Genomic DNA, 23,929 nt, shown 5'->3' on the forward strand with positions numbered 1-23,929 from the left:
ACTAAATTATACCATATATTATAATGTCTAAAACGATTTGTATAAATTTAAAATTCGTCTGATATTTCCTTTGGATTTATAAGGGTATTATCAATTCCGATATTGAGTTAAGAATCATAAAAAAGAAAAGAGGATGTACCTATAGTGGTCACATCCTCTTAATTAATTACTTTTAAAATTATAGACGGGAATCAATCTGTCAATTATTTCAACCGTATCATCTATGGCTTCTATTATACTTTCCATTGGTTTGTAAGCATCCGGATCTTCATCCAAGGTTGCCTTTGAAACAGAGGTAGTATATATACCCTCCATTTTATTTTTAAAGTCCTCCAGTTTAAAGCTGTCTCTTGCATCTTTTCTACTCATAAGCCTACCTGCTCCATGAGGTGCTGAATTATTCCATACCGGATTTCCCTTGCCTCTACAAAACAGCGAACCGTCTCTCATATTCATCGGTATCAGTACAAGCTCGCCTTTCTTAGCTGAAATGGCTCCCTTTCGTAAAATCATTTCATCTAAGTCTATATAATTGTGAATAGTCTCAAAGCTTTCTCTGATTTCCAACCCCAGCCCCTTGGCAATTATTTCAGTTATCGTCCTCCGATTGAGTGAGGCATACTTTTGAACCAGTTTCATATCATGAAGATAATCATCCATATTTTTGTTCTCAAGATACATCAACTGCTTTTCGGTTCCGGAAATCTTCTTTTCAAATCTCCTTAACTCTTTTTTAAGATTTACCTTCGGATTTAATTCCAGTAATTCCTTTTCCTTTTCCTCTTTTAAATTCTCCATGGTAGTTTTTATGGCAAGCCTCTGATAGTGTTCAGCTACTTGAGATCCTAAATGTCTGGAACCGGTGTGTACTACCAAGTATAAAACACCATTTGAGTCTTTACCGACCTCAATAAAGTGGTTGCCTCCGCCAAGAGTTCCGACTGAATGTATTGCTCTTTCATAATCAATGTATCTAAGCGCTCTTAATTTCTTAATATCCAGTTCTCTCATATTGGGGTGCACTTTATTTCTGATATTGAATCCTGCAGGGATTTCTCTCCTGATAAATGAATCCAGTTCTTCAAAATTAATATTGGAATTGGCGAGTTTGGACGTCAGCATACCGCAGCCAATATCTACTCCTACCAGATTTGGCACCACTTTATCGCTAATGGTCATAGTCGTACCAATGACACATCCCAATCCGGCATGACAGTCAGGCATTATTCTAACTATTTGACCCTCTACCATCTTGTGATCCAAAAGGTTTTCTATCTGAGACAAAGTCTCCCGATCTACATCACTTGTAAAAATAATGGCATCTGTATACCTACCTTTAATATCGATAAACCTACTGATTATATTCACCTCCCAAAATGATTATTATTAATCTAAAACTCCTTATATCTATCTTATACGATTTTAATACAATATTCAAATCCATACTAAATATGAGAAATATGGTCATTACCACTTAAATTTTATTGGAAATAATTATATCCATTATTTTTTTCAATTAATTTTAATTCGATATTTTTATTCATATCTCAACATTACTTGACTTAAGTTTGGAAATATCATATAATCTAAGTGGTAACTACCACTTACTAAGGAGGTATTTTATTTGTTTAAATTTGATGAAAGTACGCTTGAAAAATATGGTGCAAAAACCACCTATGATGAAATAATACAGCAGCCTGAGCTATGGAGGGAGACAAAAAGCATTTACGATGAAAATATCGATGCCATAACTGCTTTTTTGGATTCCATAGTTTCAGACCAAGAGCTTAGGGTTATTTTTACCGGAGCAGGAACCTCAGAGTATGCAGGAAATTTAATATGTGATTATTTAAATTCAAAAAGATCATACTCTTTTGAGTCTATCGGTACAACCGACTTGGTTTCAAATCCGCATTTATACTTTAGAAAAGAGGTTCCAACTTTACTGGTTTCTTTTGCCAGAAGTGGAAACAGCCCTGAAAGTTTAGCAGCTCTTGATTTGGCCAATAGCCTTGTAAATAATATCTACCATTTGGCAATTACCTGTGCACGCGAGGGAAAACTTGCAGTAAATCTAAGCGATAAGGATAATGCATATGTGCTTCTAATGCCGGATAAGTCAAATGATCGTGGTTTTGCAATGACAGGTTCTTTTACCTGCATGGTTCTAAGTGCACTGCTTATTTTTGATAAAGCAGCTAAAGCTGAAGTGAATTCTATAGTCGAGAATATTATAGATGCAGCTGAAGATGCAATTTCAAAACAGGATAAACTCGAAGAAATTGTAAGTTTTGATTTTAATAGAATAGTTTATCTGGGTTCAGGACCTCTTTATAAACTTGCAAATGAGGCAAGGCTTAAGATACTTGAACTGACAGCCGGTCAAGTAGTGACCTGTAATGAAAGCAGCATGGGTTTCAGACATGGTCCCAAGTCATTTATAGATGAAAACACTTTTATCGTTTCATTCCTTTCAAGTGATGACTATACTAGAAAATATGATTTAGATATTTTAGAAGAAATATATGCAGATGGTATTGCTAAAAAAATACTTTCCCTTTCATCCATGGATCTCGATTTGAAATGGGACAATTTAAAGCTGGATATTTCGAATAATATTCCTGATGTATACCTGGCACTGCCATATGTAATAATTGCTCAGTTAATTGCACTTATGACAGCTATAAGAATTGGAAACACTCCCGACAATCCTTCTAAGACGGGAACGGTAAATAGAGTTGTCAAGGGCGTAATTATTCATGAATTATAAAGGAGATACTATGAGATATTCTGAAAACAAATATCATCTACTGGAAAAACTATCCGATAAAAATGGCATTATTGCTGCACTTGCAATAGACCAACGTGGAGCTATGAGAAGTATGATTCCTAATCTTGAAGGAGAAGAAAGGGATTCTATAATAAGAGATTTTAAAAAGAATGTTTCTGAGATACTCACTCCGTATTCATCTTCAATTCTACTGGATCCCATTTACGGTCTTGATTCCATAGAAGCAAGAGATTCGGATGCCGGTCTGTTGATGGCATATGAGGTGACTGGTTATAGGGATGATCTCAGAAGGCCTTCCCTACTGGAGGATTGGTCCGTCAAAGGACTAAAAGAAAAAGGTGCTGAAGCTATTAAAATACTATTGTATTATGATGTGGATGACAGCAGAGAAAACAATGAATTGAAAGAGATTTTTATTGAAAGAGTCGGAAGTGAATGTTTAGGTGAAGATATACCTTTCTTTCTGGAGATAATAACTTATGATAAAAACATTCAGGATTCAAAATCTAAAGAATTTGCAGTTCTTAAACCTCATAAGGTAAATAAGGCCATAGAAGAGTTTGTAAAACCTCGATACAATGTCGATGTTTTAAAACTTGAAGTACCGGTCAATATGAAATATGTGGAAGGCTATGGAGAGGACTTTGTTTATACCAAAGAAGAAGCTGCCATGTATTTTAAAGAACAATCAGATCTTTGTAGCATACCTTTTATATTCCTAAGTGCAGGTGTAAGTACTGATTTATTCCTTGAAACGCTTAAATTTGCACATAATGCAGGATCACAATTTAATGGAGTACTTTGCGGTAGAGCTACCTGGGCAGGCGGTTTACCGGAGTTTCTAAAGGATAGAGAATTGGGAAGAGAATGGTTACTAAATACCGGAGTAGATAATATAAATACACTAAACGAAGTTCTAAAGTCTACTGCCGTATCATGGAAGAAAAACATTGGCTAATAAGGATTCTCTTTATATTAAGCTATATAATTCTCTCCTTGACAGTATAAATTCTATGAAGCCCGGAGAAAGAATGCCTTCCGAAAGGACATTATGTGATGAATATAAGCTTAGTAGGACTACAGTTAGAAATGCAATATCTGAATTGGAGTCAAACGGTTATGTCAGTAGGGTTCAAGGAAAGGGAACTTTCGTTAGAGCTCAAGATTTGCTTAAGCATAATCTTTCAGACTACTACAGCTTTACCGATCAGATTAGGAGTTTAGGAAAGACACCCAAATCTGAAATACTCGATTTCCATATAAAAAAAGCCAATTCTGAAACTGCAAAAAATTTAAATATCTCTGAAGATGAATTGGTCATAAGATTTGTAAGACTTCGTAAATCAAATGATACACCCATGATGCTCGAGACTACTTATCTTAAGTATGAAGATTTTACCGAATTGACCAAAGTTCATTTGGAACAAAAACCATTGTACGAAATTTTTGAAAATGATTATAATAGAAACATTTATAAGGTAAACGAAATGTTCTCGGTTTCCTTGTTAAACAGCGAAACTTCTAAATTATTGGGAGTAAAGAACAAAGAACCTTGTTTGGCAATCACCAGAATAAGTACCGATGAAGATGAAAATATCATTGAATACACGACGAGTTTAGCTAGATCTGATAAATTTGTCTATCAAACTGAATACTACCCCAAGTAATGAAAAAAGGAGTTTATACGATAGATAAACTCCTTTTTTCATTTATTTTATTGTGCTTATAAAGTCTTCGATTAGGTTTAAAACTACCTGTCTTCTGTATTTTTCAGTGGATCTTTTGTCATCTATGGGGGTAATTATACCATTATAGAAGTCCATGATCTTTTTTGTTTTTGATTTTAGTTCACTTATTTCAAGTCCAATGAGTGTTTTCTCAAATTCAACATCTCTTACTATGACATTCTTAACAGCTCCTATGGCCATCCTGATATCTTTAACTATACCGTTTTCGGTATTTGCTACGCCAACAAAATCCACCTTGGATATGGAACACGCAGATCTGGGCCCTACTTTTTGATAGTATTCATTATTGTATTTGAGGTTTTTAAATCTTATCGCTCTGACCAGTTCATTTGATTTTAAACTCGTTTTTCTTGCATCAACTATAAAGTCGGTAATTGGAATTTCTCTACCGCCTTCTACGCTTTCAAGTTCCAGAACTGCATCAAATGCGTAAAATAGAGGGAGAGTGTCCCCAACGGGAGATGCATTGCAGACATTTCCTATAACCGATGCCATATTTCTAAGTGCAGGTGAAGCGACTTCCTCTACTATCAGTTTCAACAGATTGGGTGTATATTCATTTTCCAGTATCGTACTATAGGTGACACCCGCTCCTATTCTCACTTCATCGGATATTTCATAATCTACTATTTCAGCTACTTGGTTTAAGAATAGATAATTTGGAGTTCTGTTTCCTCTAACCATAAGATCAGTACCTCCGAAGTAAGGGATTACTTCTTCGTCTGCTCTCATTTTAAGTGCTTCAGACCATGTTTTCGGCAATCTGTTGTCTACCATAGTCCTTCACCTTCCTTTGAAGCCATTTTAACAGCATCTACAATCATATTATAACCGGTACATCTGCATAAATTGCCTGAAAGTCCCGTGCGTATTTCCTCTTCGGTAGGTTTCGGATTTGCTGAAAGTAATGCCTCGGTAGCCATGACCATACCCGGAATACAAATTCCGCATTGCACCGCACCTGATTTGGCATATGAATCGCTTATCATATTAAATCTTTCAGGTCTTAGCTTTTTAAAGCCTTCTATCGTTATTATCTCTTTACCTGCTATCGATCCCAATGCTACCAGACATGAATCAAACAGCTTTCCATCTACAAGTACTGAACAGGCGCCGCATTCTCCTTCACTGCAGCCTTCTTTAGTACCTGTAAAACCGAATTCTTCTCTTATAACATCCAGTAATCTCAATCCTGAAGGAGAACTCGAAACTACTTTATTGCCATTTAATACAAATTCAATCATTTCTATTCTTCCCCCATTCTCTCTATAATATACTCAGGTGTAACAGGGATTCTATATACTCTTTTATCAATTGCTGATTCTACTGCAAGTGCAAATGCCGGTGCAGCGCCGTCATGTGGTATCTCTCCGGCGCCTTTCCCACCATATGGGCCGAACTCATAAGGATTGTATACAAAATCTATATCGAAGTTCACTGTATCTAAACTCGTAGGAATCATGTAATTAGACATGCTCTTCTGCATTAGATAGCCGTCCTTGGTCTCCATTTTTTCCATAGATCCATAGCCGAGTCCCTGCAATAAACCCCCTTCCATCTGACCTCTTAAAATTAAGATATCAGCAGGTGTTCCTACATCAAATATCGCCCAGACTCCAAGGAGTTTTGTCATACCGGTTACGGTATCGAGCTCTACTTCAACTACATTGACTGCCCACGAATAAGTCGGGTAAGCATCTCCACAGAATTTTTCCATATCCCATGGTATTACATCTGCTTCATCTCTGTAATGCTCTTCAATCAATACCTCACCATCCCTCCATTCTTCCTTAAGTCTGGCAGCTGCTCTTTCTACTAGCCTTCCCACAACCATCAGTGATCTGGAAGCTACGGTAGGTCCAGAGTCCGGCACAATTGATGTATCGGGTTGTATAACTGAAACTCTATCGAGTGGAATCCCAAGTACATGTGCCGCTATTTTACTGAATGTAGTCTTTATTCCTTGTCCGATGTCGGTATTGCTCACTCTTATCTCTACATTGTCATCTTCGGTTTTTACTAAATGTATTACAGATTTTATAAAATCACTTTCCGCAGAACCTGTAAAGCCGCAGCCATGTAGAAATACTGTAAAGCCGATACCTTTTTTGTATCTTCCTTTTTGAGTCTTATACTCTTCATATTTTCTTAAATAATCGGATTTCTTTTCTATCTTTTCAACCATTTCGTCGAGCAGTACGGGCTCTCTGAATTTTCCACCTGTGATGGTGTCATCACCAGTTTTTACGAAGTGCTTCTGCTTGAATTTTAAAGGATTTTCCCCCAATCGTTTTGCAATATGATCCATGTGAGATTCTATTGCATAGATTGACTGAGGAGCTCCAAATCCCCTAAAGGCTCCGGTTGGTACGGTATTTGAAAGAACTATTGCTCCTCTGACTTTTATATTCGAAATCTTATACACTCCGGCTGCACAGATAATTCCCCTTTGAAGTACTACGCTTGAAAGTCCGGGATACGCTCCGCCATTCATAATCATATCAATATCCATTCCAAGGATTTCTCCGGAATTTGACATGGCTGTTTTTATTATCGTTCTGGACGGATGACGTTTAGTTGTTACAGTCATATCTTCACGTCTTTTAAAGATAACTTTTACCCTTTTACCCGTCTTATAGGCTGCCAGTGCAGTTTGGCATGCAAGAATGGACGGATAGTCTTCTTTCCCGCCAAAACCGCCACCTGTTATCATCTGTCTTATTCTAATTTGGTCTTTTGTAAATCCAAAAGCATGTTCTATCGCTTCATTTACATAGTAAGGACACTGCATTGAACCATCTATATTCATGATGCCGTCTTCATAGTATGCTATCATGGCTTGAGGTTCTATATATGCTTGCTCCTGATATCCGGTTCTAAATACTTCCTCGATTACATAGTCTGCATTTTCAAATGCCGAGCCGGGATCTCCATATTCGTACTTGTATTCATGAGCGATGACATCGCTTATTTCATAGTCCAAAATCGCTTCCACTTCTTCATATTCAACAATTACTTTAGCTGCCAGTTCATCGGCCTGAAGCTGAGTTGGAGCCAGTACCATCAGTATAGCTTCTCCGACATAGTTAACTTCGGATTCTGCAAAAATAGGTTGATCATCCATTATGACCTGAATCCTGTTTACCGCTACTGCATCTTGATAATCTACATAGTAACAACCATTAGGAAGTTCAGGTTTTTGTATGCTCAGAATTTTAGCCTTGGGCTTTTCAGATCTGACCATCTTCCCATATAGGAATTCACCCTTAATATCGTCGGTATAAAGAGCTTCCACCACTAAATTTAATATCATGGTCTTTTTTCTTTACTGCTTTAGATATTTCGTGCATAAAATCTCCTCCCTAAATAACGGGTACTTAAATTTTTTCTGTGAGGAATTGAATTTTTTCTTTACCATTTCTTATTGCAAGTATCTCGGCTGCTATCGATATTGCTATCTCCTTAGGCGTTCCCGTTGCAATATTTAATCCTACCGGCATATTGAGTTTCTTGACTTTATCAACGCTTACACCATCAGATAATAATCTGTCCCTCGTAAGTTTTACCTTCTTCCTACTACCCATAAGTCCAAGATATTCAAACTCACTTTCTATTACTGCCCTTAAAACCTCATAATCATAAGAGTGGGATGGAGTCATTATAATTATATACGCATTTTTTAGTGGGATTTCTTTTGAAAGATTGTCAAAAGGACATTTTATCTTATTTACATTTTCAAAAGCAGGGTGATCAAGATACTGCTGTCTATCGTCAACAATACTTATCTCAAAGCCTAAATCCTCAACCACTCCTACAAGAGCTTGTCCTACATGACCCGCTCCAAAAATGACCAGTGATTGTCTATTGTGAAAGTACTTAACATATCCACCTGTCCTGCCTCCACAGATCATCCCAAGATCTCCAGATTCTGAAAGGTCATGGCTAAAGCTGAAGTTCTCGCCCGGATCCATCTTTTCAAGAACTTCCTGGGTTACATTGTATTCAAATGAACCTCCACCAATTGTCCCGAATGTACTGCCATCAGGATATACAAGCATCATCTCTCCCTCTATTCCGGGTGATGATCCTGTATTTTCCGTGAGTATTACCAGTGCAACTTTTTTGTTTGATTCAATACTTTTTTTAAGTTCGCTTATGATTCTATAGCTCATTAATTCCTCCAAATATACTCAAACTCATCGACATCAAATAGTCCTCTATCAGTAAGTTTTAGACTCGGTATCACAGGCAAGGCCATAAAGGACAGTGCCATTAGCGGATCCATTTCACGTTTAAAACCGATATCATAACATATTGCCAATATACTCTTGAGTTTCTTATTTACTGTATTAATATCAGATGTAGACATTAATCCGGCTATTTCAAGTGGTAAACTTTCTAAAAGCTCACCGTCTTTTACTACGACTACCCCACCCTCTAAATCTTTTATGAACTCTATAGCGGCGAGTATATCTTCATCATTGCTGCCTATAATAATCAGATTGTGAGAATCATGAGCAATGGTCATGGCAAGTGCACCTTTAAAATCACCAAAGCCGGTAATGGCTGAAATTCCTACATTTTTTTCTCCAGTATGCCTATTAATCACTACAAGTTTTTTATACCCATTATCATAGACTATATCTCTTATTTCTAACGGTTTTTCAATTATAATTTTATCAGTAATCAAACTGTCCGGTATTGCTCCGATAATATACATTTTTTCATCAAAATACTCAGAATTTAACTTGAGGTCTTCTATTTCTATATCTGCAATGTTTACCGATTGTCCGACCTTTGACTCAGTTTTTATAGTTTTATTCTCATATTTCCATTCGTCTATGTTGATACCCGAGATATAAACAGAGTCTATATCAAAGTTTTCGAGGTCATTTAGCACTATAAAATTGGCCTTATAATGTGGAGCTATGGCTCCAATTTCTTTTAGTCCATAGGCATTAGCAGCATTAATCGTAGCCAGTTTGATTGCGTCAATGGGGTTTAATCCTTCAGATATTGCTATTCTTATATTATTATCTATACTACCTTCGGATATTAAGGATTCGGGATGTCTATCATCGGTACAGAAAAAGCATCTGTCAATATTTCCCGGAGTAATACCCTTAAGGAGAGTTTTCAAATTCTTTGCTCCTGTTGCTTCCCTTAGCTGAATATACATGCCCAGTCTAAGCCTTTCTTGCATCTCTTCAAGCGTGGAGCATTCATGATCTGTTTTTATCTTACCTGCAATATATGCATTTAATTCATAACTGCTTATGATTGGACCATGACCATCTATCATCATATCTTTAAAGCTTTCCAATTTATTAATAACTTCCTGGTCGCCTTCAATAACGCCCGGGAAGTTCATCATTTCACCTAATCCAAGTACCCTTTCATGTCCAATATATTTTTCCAGGACATCACTTTTTAATACTGCTCCGGATGTTTCGAAGTCTGTAACTGGAACGCAGGAAGGCATCATAAGATAAACTTTAAGCGGTAATCCTTCCGTTGATTCCAACATATAGTCAATTCCGTCAGTGCCTTTAACATTTGCAATTTCATGGGGATCTGCAATAATCGTACCTACTCCCCTTTTTAAGATTGTTTTTGAGAACTCTACGGGTGACACCATCGAGGATTCAATGTGTACATGTCCGTCTATTAATGTAGGCACCACGGTTTTTCCATTGAGGTTTACATTTTTGAGTCCATCATATTCACCAATAGCAATAATATATCCGTCATGAACAGCGATATCCCCTTCGATGAATTCTCCGGTGAATACGTTTGCAATCAATGCATTCTTATAAACTATATCAGCTTTAACATCTCCTCTAGCTATCTCTATTCTCGTCTTTATGTCCGGCATATTATCACCTCTTTTATATTTTAATAACCGGCACTCAGATATTAGAACTATCAGAGTGCCGATTATTATACCTTAGACATTTTTTAAGTTAGTATAGATTTTAATATAAATATTACAGCCAAAATATACATCAGTATTGATACATCTTTAGCCTTACCGGTAAGTACTTTTAATAATACATATGATACCATACCAAATACGATTCCTTCAGCTATACTGTACGCAAATGGCATCATTGTAATGGTCAAGAATGCGGGTATTGCTTCAGTGAAATCTTTGAAATCGATATCTTTAATTGGTTCCATCATGAACAATCCTACTATGATTAATGCAGGTGCTGTCGCAGATGCAGGTACGATTGCAAATATCGGGAAGAAGAATAGACTTAGGAAGAAGAAAAATCCTGTAGATAATGCTGTAAGTCCCGTTCTACCTCCATCAGCTACTCCCGATGCAGACTCTACATAAGTAGTAACTGTACTTGTACCCAATAGTGCTCCTACCGTTGTACCCACTGCATCGGCAAATAATGCACGACCTACTCTTGGTAGTTTTCCGCTCTCATCAAGCATGTCAGCCTTTGTCGCGACTCCAATCAAGGTACCGATGGTATCGAAAATATCTACAAAGAGGAAAGTAAACACTACTACCAGCATCTCAAATGTAAATATATTTGTAAATTCCAATTTCATAGCTACTGGAGCTATTGAAGGTGGAAGTGATACGATACTTGTCGGTAATTTCGTAACCCCAAGTATAATTGCAAGTACTGTGGATCCCAGTATACCTGCCAGTATTGCGCCTCTAAACTTCATTGCCAATAGTATTCCCGTGATAACTATTCCAAAAAGAGTTACCATTACCTCAGGCGATTTTAAATTACCAAGCGTGACTATCGTGCCTTCTCCTGCAACAATAAGTTTAGAGTTACTAAAACCTATTAATGCAATGAATAGTCCAATTCCAACAGAAACTGCTTTCTTAAGAGTCATCGGTATCGCATTAAATATTGCTTCCCTAATCTTAAATAATGACATTACTAAAAATATAAGCCCCTCAAGAAAAACTGCTGTAAGTGCAAATTGCCAAGTATGTCCGCCGCCTAGAACGACTGAATATGCAAAGAATGCATTAAGTCCCATACCGGCAGAAAGCGCAAAAGGATAATTCGCTCCAAAAGCCATTAAGAGTATCGCGATAACCGAAGCCAGTGCAGTTGCGGTGAAAACTCCACCCATATCCATGCCTGCATCACCAAGTATTAGAGGATTTACTGCAAGTATGTATGACATAGTCATAAATGTGGTGATCCCCGCCAGTATTTCCGTCGTTACTGAGGTGTTGTTTTCCTTCAGTTTAAACGTCTTTTCCAAAAACGTGTTTTCCATTTTTCTCCTCCATTCTTTTTTATTCTAAATTATAGATAATCTTCGTCCCTCCAAAAACCTATCGACTATATTCCTATCATCGCCACGATAGATAAACATCTCCAGCCTTTCTTTAAGTCCGGCACTATCTTTAAAATTATAGGAATTATCATCAATTATAAGTGCATCAAAACTATATCCGTTTTTGAACGAACCAACATCACCAAAAAACTTCCCGCCACCACGTGTAGATAGATAAAATACATCTTCCACACTGAGGATATCACTTTCATCACCACTATAAAGACTAAGGATTTTGGAAGCTTTGATTGCATCTACCATTACATCATTAATCTTTAGTGAATCCCCGGCAGCTATATCTGAACCCAGTCCCATATTGACACCGAGATTCATCATTTTTTTAGTCTTCATTATACCACTTGTCAAATTCATATTTGACGAAGGACAGTGTGCAATGAAGATACCTTTACCTATTATTTCAGCTAATTCTTCCTCAGTATTGTAAATTGAGTGAGCCATTATTGTCTTGGAATTTCTTACAAGTCCTCTTATAGTATACGCATCTAAATAATTTTTAGACTCCGGTACAAGTTCTTTTACCCATTCCACTTCTTTTTTATTCTCATTTAAATGAGATTGTACGGCCAAATCTCTCTCCTCGGCTAACTGCCCCAGTAATTCAAGCAATTCATCAGTGCATGATGGAATAAATCTCGGTGTTATAATTGGCTTTATCCTGCCGTCTATGGACTTATACTCATTAAGAATTCGCATCAGAGCATCCATGGATTGATCCTTGGTCTCCTGCAGATCACCAATGGAGTTTCTGTCCATATTTGTCTTACCTACATAGGCTGATAGACCTGCCTCTTCCAGCATTTTCATGAGCAGTATTGTAGCATCTGCATGAAGTGATGAAAAAATACAAGATCTCAATGAACCAAATCTATATAAATCGTATATCAGATGAGAAAAAATACGCTCGGCATATTCTAAATTGGCGAATTTTTCCTCTTCTGGATAGGTATACGCCTTTAGCCAAGGTAGTAATTCGAGGTCAAGTCCCAGTCCCATATTCGCATATTGAACTGCATGTAGATGAAGGTCAACAAAAGAAGGAATAATCAGTTTGTCTCCATAATCCAAAACTTCCAAATGATTATATTCCATAGGCAATGTTTCATATATTCCACTTACTCTTCCATTTACAACTACTATATAAGAATTCTCATATAGCTCTAGATTCCCGATTTCAGGAATATGGATTATATTACCTTTAACTGTAAAATTCATAATGTTCTCCATTATAATTTTTATGCTCTATCGCTAAAACATTTAGTAGTAGAGTATAACTTCTATAATCACATCATTTAAAGTTTACCCTAAATAAACTATCTCTACATCAAGGTATCCCAAATCAATATCGTTTAATAAGGATTGATAAAAGCTTATTGAGCTTTTATTATTACAATACTTCCTTACTCTATTATAGCATTTATTGTTCATAAATGCATTTGTTTTGTCATTTTGTCCTATCATGATGAAGATACATTATATTTTATTGACTAATTGTTCTAAGTGTAGAATAGTAGTATTTTTTTCTCATTCACTGTAAATCAAGAAAAGCCCACTTATTAAGTAAGCTTTTTTACACTATTCAATTTTATCTTTATCACCTTTGCTAATTACATTTACAACATGTTCACTTACTTGTTCGAATCCATTGGCTAAATTATTAGCTTTTTGGACGGCTAAGAGAATATTTTCATATCCTGTACATCTACACATATGATTAGCCAGTTCTTTTCTGAGTTCTTCCTTCGTATAATATTTCTTCCTTGCAATAATTTCGGTAGCAGAGACTATAAATCCTGGAGTACAAAAACCGCACTGAACAGCGGCTTCATCTACGAAAGCTTGCTGCACTATAGATAATGTACCATCCTTTAGGGTTATTCCTTCAGTTGTCCATATATCCTTATCTTCAGCCCATATGGCCAAATATATACAGGAGTTGTAGGATACTCCATCTATTAGTACTGCACAAGCTCCACATTCTCCAACCTCACAGCCCTTTTTTACCGAAGTAAGACTAAATTCATTTCTCAAAAAGTCTGTAAGCGAAGCTCTGACATCTACCATTTTTACAACGGGAACACCATTTACCCTGCATTTTACAAGCTTGTATTGAGGTTCATAGTTAAGTGCTTGTTCTTGTCTGGGTGCATAAGGTCCATAATCTGAATTATGCATTTTGTCCTCCTTTGTGTTCTGCTAAAATAACTCTTAAGCATCTCGCAGCTATTTCATATAGAATTTGAGTTCTAAAGTCTTTAGAGGCTCTCCAAGAATCTCTCGGTTTTAGTTCATCCAGAGCGAGTTTAGAAAAAGATCTGATATTTTCTTCATTTAGTTCTTTTCCCTTTAGAAATTCTTCTGCCTTATAAGCTCTTACCGGAACAGGTCCCGCAACTCCATAAGCAGCTCTGATGTCTTCTACTAGATTGCCTTCTGAAAACTTCACATTTATTGAACAAGTAGATGTAGCTATATCCATAGCATTTCTCATGGCATATTTATAATAATGTCCATAATAGTTTTCATAGGATTCTCTTCTTATTTTAACGGCGGTCATTAATTCATCAGACTTTAAATCCACCTTACCAATTCCTAGATAAAATTCCTTTATTGGAATTTCTCTATATCCATTTTCACCCTTTATTTCAATTATCGCATCAAATGCAAATAGTGTTGGAGCTGAGTCTGCAGATGGAGCACCATTGCAAATATTTCCACCAATTGTAGCTATATTTCTAAGCTGTGGACCTCCTGCGGTATCAACTGCTTCACCGAGAGTTTTACAGTATTTTTTAACCAAATCATTTTCGGTAATCTCAGTAAATGAAGTTAATGCTTCTATTTTTAAACTGCCATCTTCTTCAAGGCTCACTCCTCTGAGTTCATCAATTAGTTGAAGAGAAATGAGTTCTTGTCCCGCCATTTTTCCTTCGCGAATTTTAACCAATACATCGGAGCCTCCCGCTATAAAAATAGCTTCCGGATTTTCCACCTTCAACTTTATAGCCTCGTCGATTGTATAAGCTTCATATATCCTTTTTATATCGTACATTACTCCACCTCCAATTGATTGTCGATTAACCCGGCTTCTTTAAAAAGCGGATACAGGACATGCGGTGTCAATGGACACTGATTTACTCCTATTCCCGTTGCATTTAGGACTGCATTTCTAATTGCAGGTGCCGGTGAACATGTTGGAGGCTCTCCTAAGGACTTCGTTTTAAAAGGAGAGGTTGGCTCTGGATTCTCTATAAAGTAAACCTCAAGCTCCGGATGGTCCATCGTTGTGGAAAGCTTATAATCAAGTAGATTATTATTTAGGATTCTGCCTTTTTCATTGAATTTCAGTTCTTCTGACAGAGCAAATCCTATAGCCATGGACATACCGCCATGAACTTGTGCTTCAGCTAATCTAGGATTTATCAAGTTCCCACAGTCATGCACATTTATCAATCTTAATATTTTAACCTTTCCAAGCGAAATATCCACTTCAACTTCTGCAAAACTACAACCGAAAGAGTAGGCGTTGTTTTTTATAGTATAGGTAGATTCAGCTGTAATGTATTCCGAGTCTTCCGGCCTATAAAGTGTTCTGGTAGCAAGTTCTCCAAGTGTCATGAACTCTTTCCCATCAGTTTTCCTGATAATTTTTCCACCTACTATATTCAGGTTATGTGGAGTGACATTTGTTAATTGATAGGCTCTTTCTATAATCTTATCCCTCAAGATTTTTGCTGTTTTTGTTATTGCAAAACTTGCCATATATGTTTGTCTTGATGCATAAGCACCAAGTCCAAAAGGTGTTACGTCTGTATCTTGTGTTGAGATAATGTGGACATCCTTTAATCTTAATCCTACTGCATCTGCAGTCATTTGGCTAAAAGCTGTATCTGCTCCCTGACCAATTTCCGTTTCTCCAAGCTGAACTTGAATAGATCCGTCCTGATTAAGTACCATACGGCAAGACGAGGATTCCAGTGATATTGGATAAACTCCGGTATTATACCAAAATACTGCAGTTCCTATTCCCCTTCTAATATTTCCACTCTGATTTTTATATTCTTCCACTTTTTTATTATAGTCAATGGCTTCCATTCCAACTTTTAGACATTCTCTAAAGGAGTCTTCGTAGTTTACATTTTTCGAAAAACCATCTTCGTATCCCTTAGGCATAATGGTCTGAAGTCTATATTCCAATGGATCTCTTCCGAGCACTTTCGCTATATCGTCTATATGAGATTCCCCGGCAAACATGGCTTGAGGAATTCCGTAACCTCTCATTGCTCCGGCAACAGGCAGATTTGTATAAACTGTATATGCATCTCCCTCTATATTTTCGCAAGGATATAATTGGTGGAAACAGCCTAAACATTTACCTGCAACTGAATGCCCATGAGATGCATAACCTCCATTGCCGGAATAGATTTCTATTTTTCTCGCTGCAAAACTTCCATCTTCTCTTATATAGGATACGATATGAAATTTCATCGAATGTCTGGTTCTCGAGCTTACGAAGGTTTCTTCTCTCGATGACTCCAGTTTAACCGGATGTCCTCCGACTTGGGTTGTTAAAAAGGCACAAAGCGGCTCATAAAGAGCGTCCTGCTTATTGCCAAATCCTCCACCTATATAGGGTTTAATAATTCTAACTTTTCCCCATGGTATATCCAATGCTTGCCCGCAAATTCTCCTAACTATATGTGGTATTTGAGTCGATGCAATAACTACGATTTTACCGGCTTCTTCATATGCATAGGCTATATGGTTTTCTATATGGCAATGCTGAACTATTGGTGTTTCATACCAACCTTCAACAACTATCAGTCCATCTTCTTTTATTGCTTCTGCAAAGTTTCCTCGTATATTTTTACTATGTCCAATAATATTATTTGGGCTATCCTCGTGTATTTGAATCTTACCTTCTTTTAATGATTCAACAGGATCAAATATAGTTTCATACTCTTCGTATTCAACCACAATCAATTCAAGAGCTTGCTTGCATGCTATTTCGTCCTTAGCTATTACTACTGCTATATCATCTCCATAATACCTGACATGCTCGTTTAGAAGTCTTCTGTCGGCTTTGTCCTGATTAGACGGATCTGTTGACCATGGGTGTCCGGCAGTTGGGAAACCATGTTTTGGAACATCAAAACAGGTGATTATTTTAATGACCCCTTCGACTTTTTCTGCTTCAGTAGTATCTATAGAAATTACTTTTCCATGTGCTATTGTTGAGTGTAATATTTTTGCTGTATAGGCATTAGATACTATTAAATCTTCCGTATATCTTGCTCTACCTGTTACCTTGTCGTACGCATCTACTCTATTGACGTTTTTTCCAACATACATTACATCTCCCCCCTTCTTCATATAATTTAAAACCTTTTTCTCATTATAATACTTATAATTCAGTTTAGATTACAGATAAAAAGTAAATCAATATTTATCTATTTAATATAATTGATTAAATTCAAGCTGACAAACACTACTTTGTACTAAATACATAAATACTCTTAAACCTTAAGTCTACTTTATAAAATATTTGAGACATCCCTAATTTCTTTCAACACCAAAGAGATTAGCTATAGTATCCGGATTCAATTAGTTCCAAATTATATAGCTAATGGTAGATATGTAAAAGATACTCCAAATATCTTTGGCGATATAAAATCAGTGAATTAAATGAATATCATTAGTAGCGAGTTTTAGTTTGAAAACAACTAGAATTGTTGTATACTTATTGTTTCAAGAGACAATTCAGAGACATCAAAATATATTAGCATAGCAATGTTCAAATTCATCAATAAGCTATGATTAAATATCGATGATAACGATTCCAAATTTAAAATATTACAATGCTCAAATAATGTTATTTAGCTATTTAATGGTAAATAGTTCCGTCTTTGTTTAGTTTATCATCTTTTGCTCTTCTTTTCTATATTTTTTGATTGATTATCTCGTAAAACAGCTAAATATTTAGAAAAATTTATATCCTCAAAAATTCTTTAAAATATCTTTATAGGTCTATTTACACTATGGGTATCATGCCAAGACATCAAAAAGCTCACGTCAAGTGTGAGCTTTTTGATATTATTGTTTTCCATATATTATTGCTTTTCTTCAAATTGATCTCTTTCTTTTTGCTCCTGTACCAATGTCGTCTTAGGCATAAGGATATTTAAGAAGAATACAATTGTTGTAGCTATAACTACAGGAGATGCACCGAACACCATTTTGAACCACTGAGGGAATTGTTCCATAGCAGCATTGTTTCCGGTTAATCCTACACCAAGTGCTACAGCCAGTCCAACGATTGTAAGGTTTCTGGTAGTCATTTCTCCTTGAGTTATAAGTCTCATACCTGTCATTGTAATCATGGCAAATACTGATATAGTAGCGCCGCCAAGTACAGGATATGGAACTGTAGTCATCAATGCTCCAAATTTTGGAACTAGACCTGCAACAAGTATAAATGCACAAGCTATTTTAAATACATATAAGCTTACTACTTTAGTCATCGATACTATACCAACATTCTGGCTGTATGAAGCTGTTGGAAGTCCACCAAATGCAGAAGCGATTACAGAACAGATACCGTTTCCTTTAATAGCACCGGCTAATTCATCATCGGTCGCTTCTCTGTTTAAACCACCCATTGTGGTAGCTGAGAAGTCTCCTACTGCCTGAACTGAGTTTACTATATACATAACCACCATCGAAATGACAGCCGTTGAATGGAATTCATATCCGAAATAGAAAGGTCTAGGTAAACTGAACCAACCTGCTGCATTTAAGTTTTCAAAAGAGACCATTCCAAGTGCTAATGATGCTATATAGCCTGCAATCATACCTATTAGAATTGCCGCTAATTTAATCATACCCTTACCAAACATATTACATAGAAGTACAACTACAAGAGTGAATATTGCAACTCCCCAAAACTTCATTGCTCCGAATTCCGGATGCCCTACTCCACCTGCCATATAGTTTATTGCTACAGGATAGAGTGATAGTCCTATAGTAAATACAACTGTTCCTGCAACTATAGGCGGAAAATATGATCTGATTTGTTTAATAAATATTCCTACGAAAATTGAAACTATTGCCCCTACTAATTGAGCTCCAAATACTGCTTTGATACCGTAAGTCGAACCAATAACGGTTAAAACGGGTATGTATGAGAAGCTTATTCCCATTATTACCGGTAGTTTAGCTCCAAATCCTAGTACCGGTACTAATTGTAAAAATGTAGAAAATGCTGCTACAAGCATTCCCACTTGAATCATCATTACTTTTTCTTGAGGTGTTAAGCCTGTAACACCTGCTATGATTATCGATGGTACAATGTTTCCTACCAACATTGCCAATACGTGTTGTAATGCAAGTGGTAGGGCTTTGGTAAACGACGGTTTACCATCCAGTTCAAATACCGAGTTACTATAAGTTTTTTCCATTTTTACTCCCTTTTTCTTCGGAAAGAGCAGATGTCTGCTCTTTCCTTTATTTTTTATAATTAAAAGCAACAATGTCTTACATGTATTAAATAAGACTTTACTTAGGAGGTTCCAGTCTTGCCGGTTTATATGCATTTCCCATGTATAGACATTGTACTATTTAATTCTAATTACATTTGAGGCCAAATCTTAGCTGCGCCTTCTCTTGATCTAGCTAATATTGCTTCCTCATCTAAGTTTACAAATTGTCTATCCTTTAGTATAAGTTTACCGTTGATTATTACATCATTGGTCAATCTTCCCGTCATACCGAATAGAGCATGTCCGTAGAAGTTGTTTCCGCCGAATGGAGTCAATGGATTGTATTCCAATGTAATAATATCAGCAGCGGCACCTTTCTTAATTACACCAAGTTCCGGTCCACCAAGTACATTTCTGGCAATAACAGGATTGTTTATAAATTGCATAGTCATGGTTTGCATAAATCCTACTGTTGGATCGCATAGATGGTGTCTATGAAGTATATTTGCAACTTTCATAGATTCAAACATATCATGTGTATATGCATCTGTTCCAAGTCCCAATCTCAAACCCATTTCAAGCATTTTTATTGCTGGAGTACAACCTACTGCATTACCCATATTTGATTCAGGATTGTGAACACAGTTTGTGTCGGTGTCTCTTAGGATTTCCATTTCTCTAGTATTGATATGGATACAGTGAATAGCTAAACTCTTAGGTCCTAGTAGTCCCCAATCGTTAAATCTTTCAACTATTCTCTTACCATGAGTTTTTAAACAGCTCATTTGGTCTTTGATACCTTCAGCTACGTGAACATGGTATCCTGCATCTACGCCTTCCATTGCAACTCTTGCTTTTTCTAGAGTTTCATCAGATACCGTAAACGAAGCATGTAGACCAAACATTCCTTTAATCATATTTTGGTCGTCACCTTGATAAGCTTTAATAAAATCTACGTTTTCTTTAATCTGTTGGTTGGTAATTTCTTCTCCGTCTCTATCTGATACTTCGTAGCAAAGTGAAGTTCTTACTCCTATATCCTTAGCAACTTCAGCAATCTTAAATAGTGATCCTTCTGTATGATATGGACTTGCATGGTGATCTATTACGGTTGTAGTACCATTTCTAATAGATTCCATATATGTTGTATACGCATTTAATTCTGTATCTTCAAGAGTAAGTTTCTTGTCCAGGTTCCACCAAAGGTTTTCAAGGATTTCGTTGAAGTCTCTTTGAGGTTTGTCTACTGCCATCCCTCTTGCATAAGCACTGTAGATATGAGTATGAGCATTAATCATTCCGGGCATTATAAGTTTGCCATTTACATCAAGTACCTCTTCTCCTGGGTATTTGTTTTTTAAATGCTCAAATTCACCAACTTCTTCAACTAATCCATCTTTTACATAAACTGCACCATTCTCAAGAAAAAGGTTTTCAGAGTCATTTGTATACAGTCTACCATTTCCAATAATCATATAGATCTCCTTTCATATTTCACCACCATCACCCGATATCACGGGTGATGGCAGTGTTATTAAATTCTAGTGTTTAAGGTAAAATGCATAATCAGATAATAGTACATCCAAGAATGCTGCCAGATTTGCATCCAGTTTTCCATCACCTAGTTTGTGCTCAAATATCTTCTTATCAGCGTCTCTAACCTTGAAAGTATCTTCTGATAGTCTTAGGAATCCAGTATTTGTTGAGTCAACAAAGTCTTCCTCTGTCCAGAATACTGTAACCTTATCTTTGTACGGATCACCTGCATGTGGACAGAATACTCCACAGTTACCACATTCGTTACACATACCGTCTATGTGTACTATTTGATGATCATTGTTGAAACCTTTAACTTTTATAGTAACATTTGCTCTGTTAGGGCAAACTTCTGTACAGATTTCACAGATTTCATCGCACTTAAGACATCTTTCACCTTCTTGTTTACCTTCTAGAGGCATTTCCAAGATACCACGTTTAGCATAGATAGTCTCTTCAGTTTCAGGAACTTCAACCTTAACAAAGTCGTTTTCAAGTGATTCTTTAGCAAGTATATCCAAAGTTACAGCCTTGGCATCAGCAAGGGCTTTAACTATTGTCGATGGCCCGCTCTTACAGTCACCTATTACATATACTTTTTCTACTGAAGACTCTCTTGCATCGTTAAGTACAACTCTTCCTCTTTCGTCAAGATCAATTCCGTTTCTTTCGAAATCAGAAACGTCAACTTTTGCTCCGGTTGCTCCAATAACTGTATCAAACTGCATTTCTACAAATTCACCTGTTCCAAGTACTGCTTTTCTTCCACTTGCATCAAATTCGCCAAGTTTCATTTTTTCACAGGTTAGAACTCCATCCATGTATTTTGTAGGTGCTAATAATTCGAATATTTCTATTCCTTCTTCTTTAACATCATTGACATCTTCTTGCATTGCAGGCATGTAGGATTCAGTTCTTCTGTATACTACAGAAACTTTTTCTACTCCGTCTTGTCTATGAGCAAGTCTAGCACAGTCCATAGCAACGTCTCCTGCACCTACTACTGCAACAGATTTTCCTAAATCTAATCCATTTTCGTTCTTAGTTTCCCATAAGAAGTCAAGTGCATCAACTACATTTTCAGTTCCTTCTTTAACAGGAGAGTTTCCACGTTTCCAAGCTCCTGTAGCAACTACTACATAATCGTACTCTTTCTTAAGTTCGTTTAAATCGTAGTTAGGATCGCATCCAAATTTAAATTCTACTCCATTAGCTACTGCTAATTGGTAATCTCTTTCGATAATATCATAAGGAATTCTGAATTCAGGAATTATATAATTTACGATACCGAAAGGCTTATCTCTTTTTTCAAGTACTGTTACATTAACTCCGTTTCTTCTTAGGTATAGAGCCGCAGCAATTCCTGCAGGTCCTGCACCTACGATTCCTACATGAGCTTTTGTTTTAAGTTCTGAAGGTTTGATAGCATCTATTAGTGCTTTTTGAGCTTCATCAGTTGCTATTTTCTTCATACTTCTAATTTGAAGTGATTTTTCGTAGTCCACTCTTGTACATTTTTCTTGACATGTATGTGAACATAGTAGTCCAAGAATTGAAGGTGTAGCGTTGTCTATTGCAATTACTTTCATTGCTTCGTCATATTTTCCATCAGCTACCAGTTTTAAATACTCAGGAATCTGTTGGTTAATTGGACATCCACCATCTTTACATGGTGCCTTGAAACAATCCACTAGAGGTAGTTCTGTTTCTGTCTTTCTTGAACTTACTTTTTCTCTATAAAGTTTATGAGTTCTATCTGCATTTAAGATATTCTCTTTAACTTTTGCAAGGGTATCTACATTGATTCCATCGTAGTCTTTTAATACATCTTCACTTACTTTTGCAAGTTGATAGAATCTCTCGTATCCACCCGGTTTAAGTATGGTTGTAGCCATTGTGATAGGCTGAATTCCGGCTTCTAATAGTCCGGTAATATTAAGTGAATCAATACCTCCTGAATAAGATATCGGAATACTACCACCAAACTTCTCAGAAATCTTATATGCCAAGCTTATTGACAGTGGTAATAATGATCTACCTGACATATACATTTCTTCTGATGGAAGTTCGTTTCTCTTAACATCTACAGGACAGGTATTGGTGATTTTCAAACCGAATTTAAGATCATTTTCTGCTGCTACATCTTTTAATCTTTCGATCATCAAAACTGCATCTTCATATTGAAGGTCATGAGTAAAGTGGTGATCGGTAAAGGAGATGTAATCGTATCCTAAATCATTAAGTGTCTTTCTAGCATAATCATATCCAAGCATGGTTGGATTGAATTTTACGAAAGTGTGAAGATTTTTAACTGTTAATAGATAGTTTGCAATCTTCTCGATCTCATCTTTTGGACATCCGTGAAGAGTAGATAATGTAATGGAGTTTGATACTCTTGGAGATATCTTCTCTAAGTGCGTCTTATTGAACACCTTGAATTTGTCCAGGTTGTTTTCCAAATACTCGTAGCAAGCTTTGAATACTTCAGTTCCTGAAGCATCTTTTAGGCCTTCGATATAATTATCTATCTTTTCACTCTTAATACCTTCTAGATCGTATCCAACACTCATATTATAAGTGAAGTCTTTCTCTTCTGTTATTCCAAGTTCAGTCGCAAGTAAATGTATTGCAAAGTATGCTTTTACATATTCTGCGAATGCTTCTTCAACTTTTAGCTCAGTTGACCACTCACAGTTGTAACACTCGTCTTCTGCAAATATACAAGGTCTTGCAACTGCTTGTTGTATTTGCTCTCCGTCCATAATTTGAACTGTTTTAATTTCTATAAATCTTGCTCCTGCAAGGTATGGAAGCTATTATATTTTGTGCTAATTGAGATTGTGGTCCTGCTGCCGGTCCTACCGGTGTAGATAATCTTTCGCCGAAAACAGTCATAAACGATTTGGCATTTTGATAAAATTTGTCTTTTTTTACTCCAAAAATAGTACCATATTTCTCATATTCCTCAAGACTCCATTCGATTAGATGCCCGAAGGAAATCGGTCTCATAAATTCACTCATGGTTTACCCCCTAA

General features: G+C 36.5%; 18 protein-coding genes. 3 read left to right on the top strand and 15 right to left on the bottom strand.

Going from position 1 to position 23,929, the window contains the following annotated elements:
* Positions 1–162: 162 nt before the first annotated feature.
* Positions 163–1,368 carry an RtcB family protein gene (locus tag VZL98_08670; protein WVH62767.1) on the bottom strand — a complete coding sequence of 402 codons (1,206 nt, stop codon included), beginning with the start codon at positions 1,366–1,368 and terminating at the stop codon, positions 163–165.
* Positions 1,369–1,624: 256 nt separating this feature from the next.
* Between VZL98_08670 and VZL98_08675 the strand changes: the two genes are divergently transcribed.
* Genes VZL98_08675 through VZL98_08685 form a run of 3 tightly spaced genes read left to right on the top strand, consistent with a single transcriptional unit; the run spans position 1,625 to position 4,458 of the window.
* The gene (locus tag VZL98_08675) at positions 1,625–2,770 is read left to right on the top strand and encodes an SIS domain-containing protein (protein WVH62768.1); all 1,146 of its coding nucleotides are present in this window, start codon (positions 1,625–1,627) and stop codon (positions 2,768–2,770) included.
* 10 nt (positions 2,771–2,780) lie between these two features.
* On the top strand, positions 2,781–3,749 hold the full coding sequence (locus VZL98_08680) for a tagatose 1,6-diphosphate aldolase (GenBank protein WVH62769.1): 969 nt from the start codon (positions 2,781–2,783) through the stop codon (positions 3,747–3,749).
* The gene (locus tag VZL98_08685; GenBank protein WVH62770.1) at positions 3,742–4,458 is read left to right on the top strand and encodes a GntR family transcriptional regulator; all 717 of its coding nucleotides are present in this window, start codon (positions 3,742–3,744) and stop codon (positions 4,456–4,458) included. The genes VZL98_08680 and VZL98_08685 overlap by 8 nt, the downstream gene beginning before the upstream one ends.
* Positions 4,459–4,500: 42 nt before the next feature.
* Here the strand turns inward: VZL98_08685 and VZL98_08690 are convergent, their stop codons facing one another.
* The 14 genes from VZL98_08690 to VZL98_08755 form a co-directional block, all read right to left on the bottom strand.
* Positions 4,501–5,316, bottom strand: coding sequence for an FAD binding domain-containing protein (locus VZL98_08690; protein ID WVH62771.1), 816 nt, complete (start codon positions 5,314–5,316; stop codon positions 4,501–4,503).
* Positions 5,310–5,783, bottom strand: a complete 474-nt coding sequence (locus tag VZL98_08695) for a (2Fe-2S)-binding protein (GenBank protein ID WVH62772.1) — start codon at positions 5,781–5,783, stop codon at positions 5,310–5,312. The genes VZL98_08690 and VZL98_08695 overlap by 7 nt, the downstream gene beginning before the upstream one ends.
* Positions 5,784–5,785: 2 nt before the next feature.
* Positions 5,786–7,852: a xanthine dehydrogenase family protein molybdopterin-binding subunit gene (locus VZL98_08700; protein WVH62773.1), complete on the bottom strand. Its 2,067-nt coding sequence runs from the start codon at positions 7,850–7,852 to the stop codon at positions 5,786–5,788.
* Between the two features lie 64 nt (positions 7,853–7,916).
* A complete protein-coding gene (locus tag VZL98_08705; protein WVH62774.1) occupies positions 7,917–8,711 on the bottom strand; it encodes an XdhC/CoxI family protein in 795 nt (264 codons plus the stop codon).
* On the bottom strand, positions 8,711–10,414 hold the full coding sequence (ade, locus tag VZL98_08710) for an adenine deaminase (protein ID WVH62775.1): 1,704 nt from the start codon (positions 10,412–10,414) through the stop codon (positions 8,711–8,713). The genes VZL98_08705 and ade overlap by 1 nt, the downstream gene beginning before the upstream one ends.
* Positions 10,415–10,497: 83 nt before the next feature.
* Positions 10,498–11,802, bottom strand: coding sequence for an NCS2 family permease (locus tag VZL98_08715; GenBank protein ID WVH62776.1), 1,305 nt, complete (start codon positions 11,800–11,802; stop codon positions 10,498–10,500).
* A gap of 24 nt (positions 11,803–11,826) precedes the next feature.
* Positions 11,827–13,095, bottom strand: coding sequence for an amidohydrolase family protein (locus VZL98_08720; protein WVH62777.1), 1,269 nt, complete (start codon positions 13,093–13,095; stop codon positions 11,827–11,829).
* A gap of 360 nt (positions 13,096–13,455) precedes the next feature.
* Positions 13,456–14,055: a xanthine dehydrogenase subunit XdhC gene (gene xdhC, locus VZL98_08725; protein ID WVH62778.1), complete on the bottom strand. Its 600-nt coding sequence runs from the start codon at positions 14,053–14,055 to the stop codon at positions 13,456–13,458.
* Positions 14,048–14,932: a xanthine dehydrogenase subunit XdhB gene (gene xdhB, locus VZL98_08730; protein WVH62779.1), complete on the bottom strand. Its 885-nt coding sequence runs from the start codon at positions 14,930–14,932 to the stop codon at positions 14,048–14,050. Before xdhB ends, xdhC begins: the two co-directional genes overlap by 8 nt.
* A complete protein-coding gene (xdhA, locus tag VZL98_08735) occupies positions 14,932–17,232 on the bottom strand; it encodes a xanthine dehydrogenase subunit XdhA (GenBank protein WVH62780.1) in 2,301 nt (766 codons plus the stop codon). Before xdhA ends, xdhB begins: the two co-directional genes overlap by 1 nt.
* Before the next feature lie 758 nt (positions 17,233–17,990).
* The gene (locus VZL98_08740) at positions 17,991–19,337 is read right to left on the bottom strand and encodes a nucleobase:cation symporter-2 family protein (GenBank protein WVH62781.1); all 1,347 of its coding nucleotides are present in this window, start codon (positions 19,335–19,337) and stop codon (positions 17,991–17,993) included.
* Between the two features lie 170 nt (positions 19,338–19,507).
* A complete protein-coding gene (gene ssnA, locus VZL98_08745) occupies positions 19,508–20,833 on the bottom strand; it encodes a putative aminohydrolase SsnA (GenBank protein WVH62782.1) in 1,326 nt (441 codons plus the stop codon).
* Between the two features lie 66 nt (positions 20,834–20,899).
* Positions 20,900–23,656, bottom strand: coding sequence for a putative selenate reductase subunit YgfK (ygfK, locus tag VZL98_08750; GenBank protein WVH62783.1), 2,757 nt, complete (start codon positions 23,654–23,656; stop codon positions 20,900–20,902).
* A 13-nt stretch (positions 23,657–23,669) separates the two neighbouring features.
* Positions 23,670–23,915, bottom strand: a complete 246-nt coding sequence (locus VZL98_08755) for a hypothetical protein (GenBank protein ID WVH62784.1) — start codon at positions 23,913–23,915, stop codon at positions 23,670–23,672.
* Between the last annotated feature and the right edge of the window lie 14 nt (positions 23,916–23,929).

This window comes from Peptoniphilaceae bacterium AMB_02 (genome assembly GCA_036321625.1).
Lineage (GTDB): Bacteria > Bacillota > Clostridia > Tissierellales > Peptoniphilaceae > Microaceticoccus > Microaceticoccus formicicus.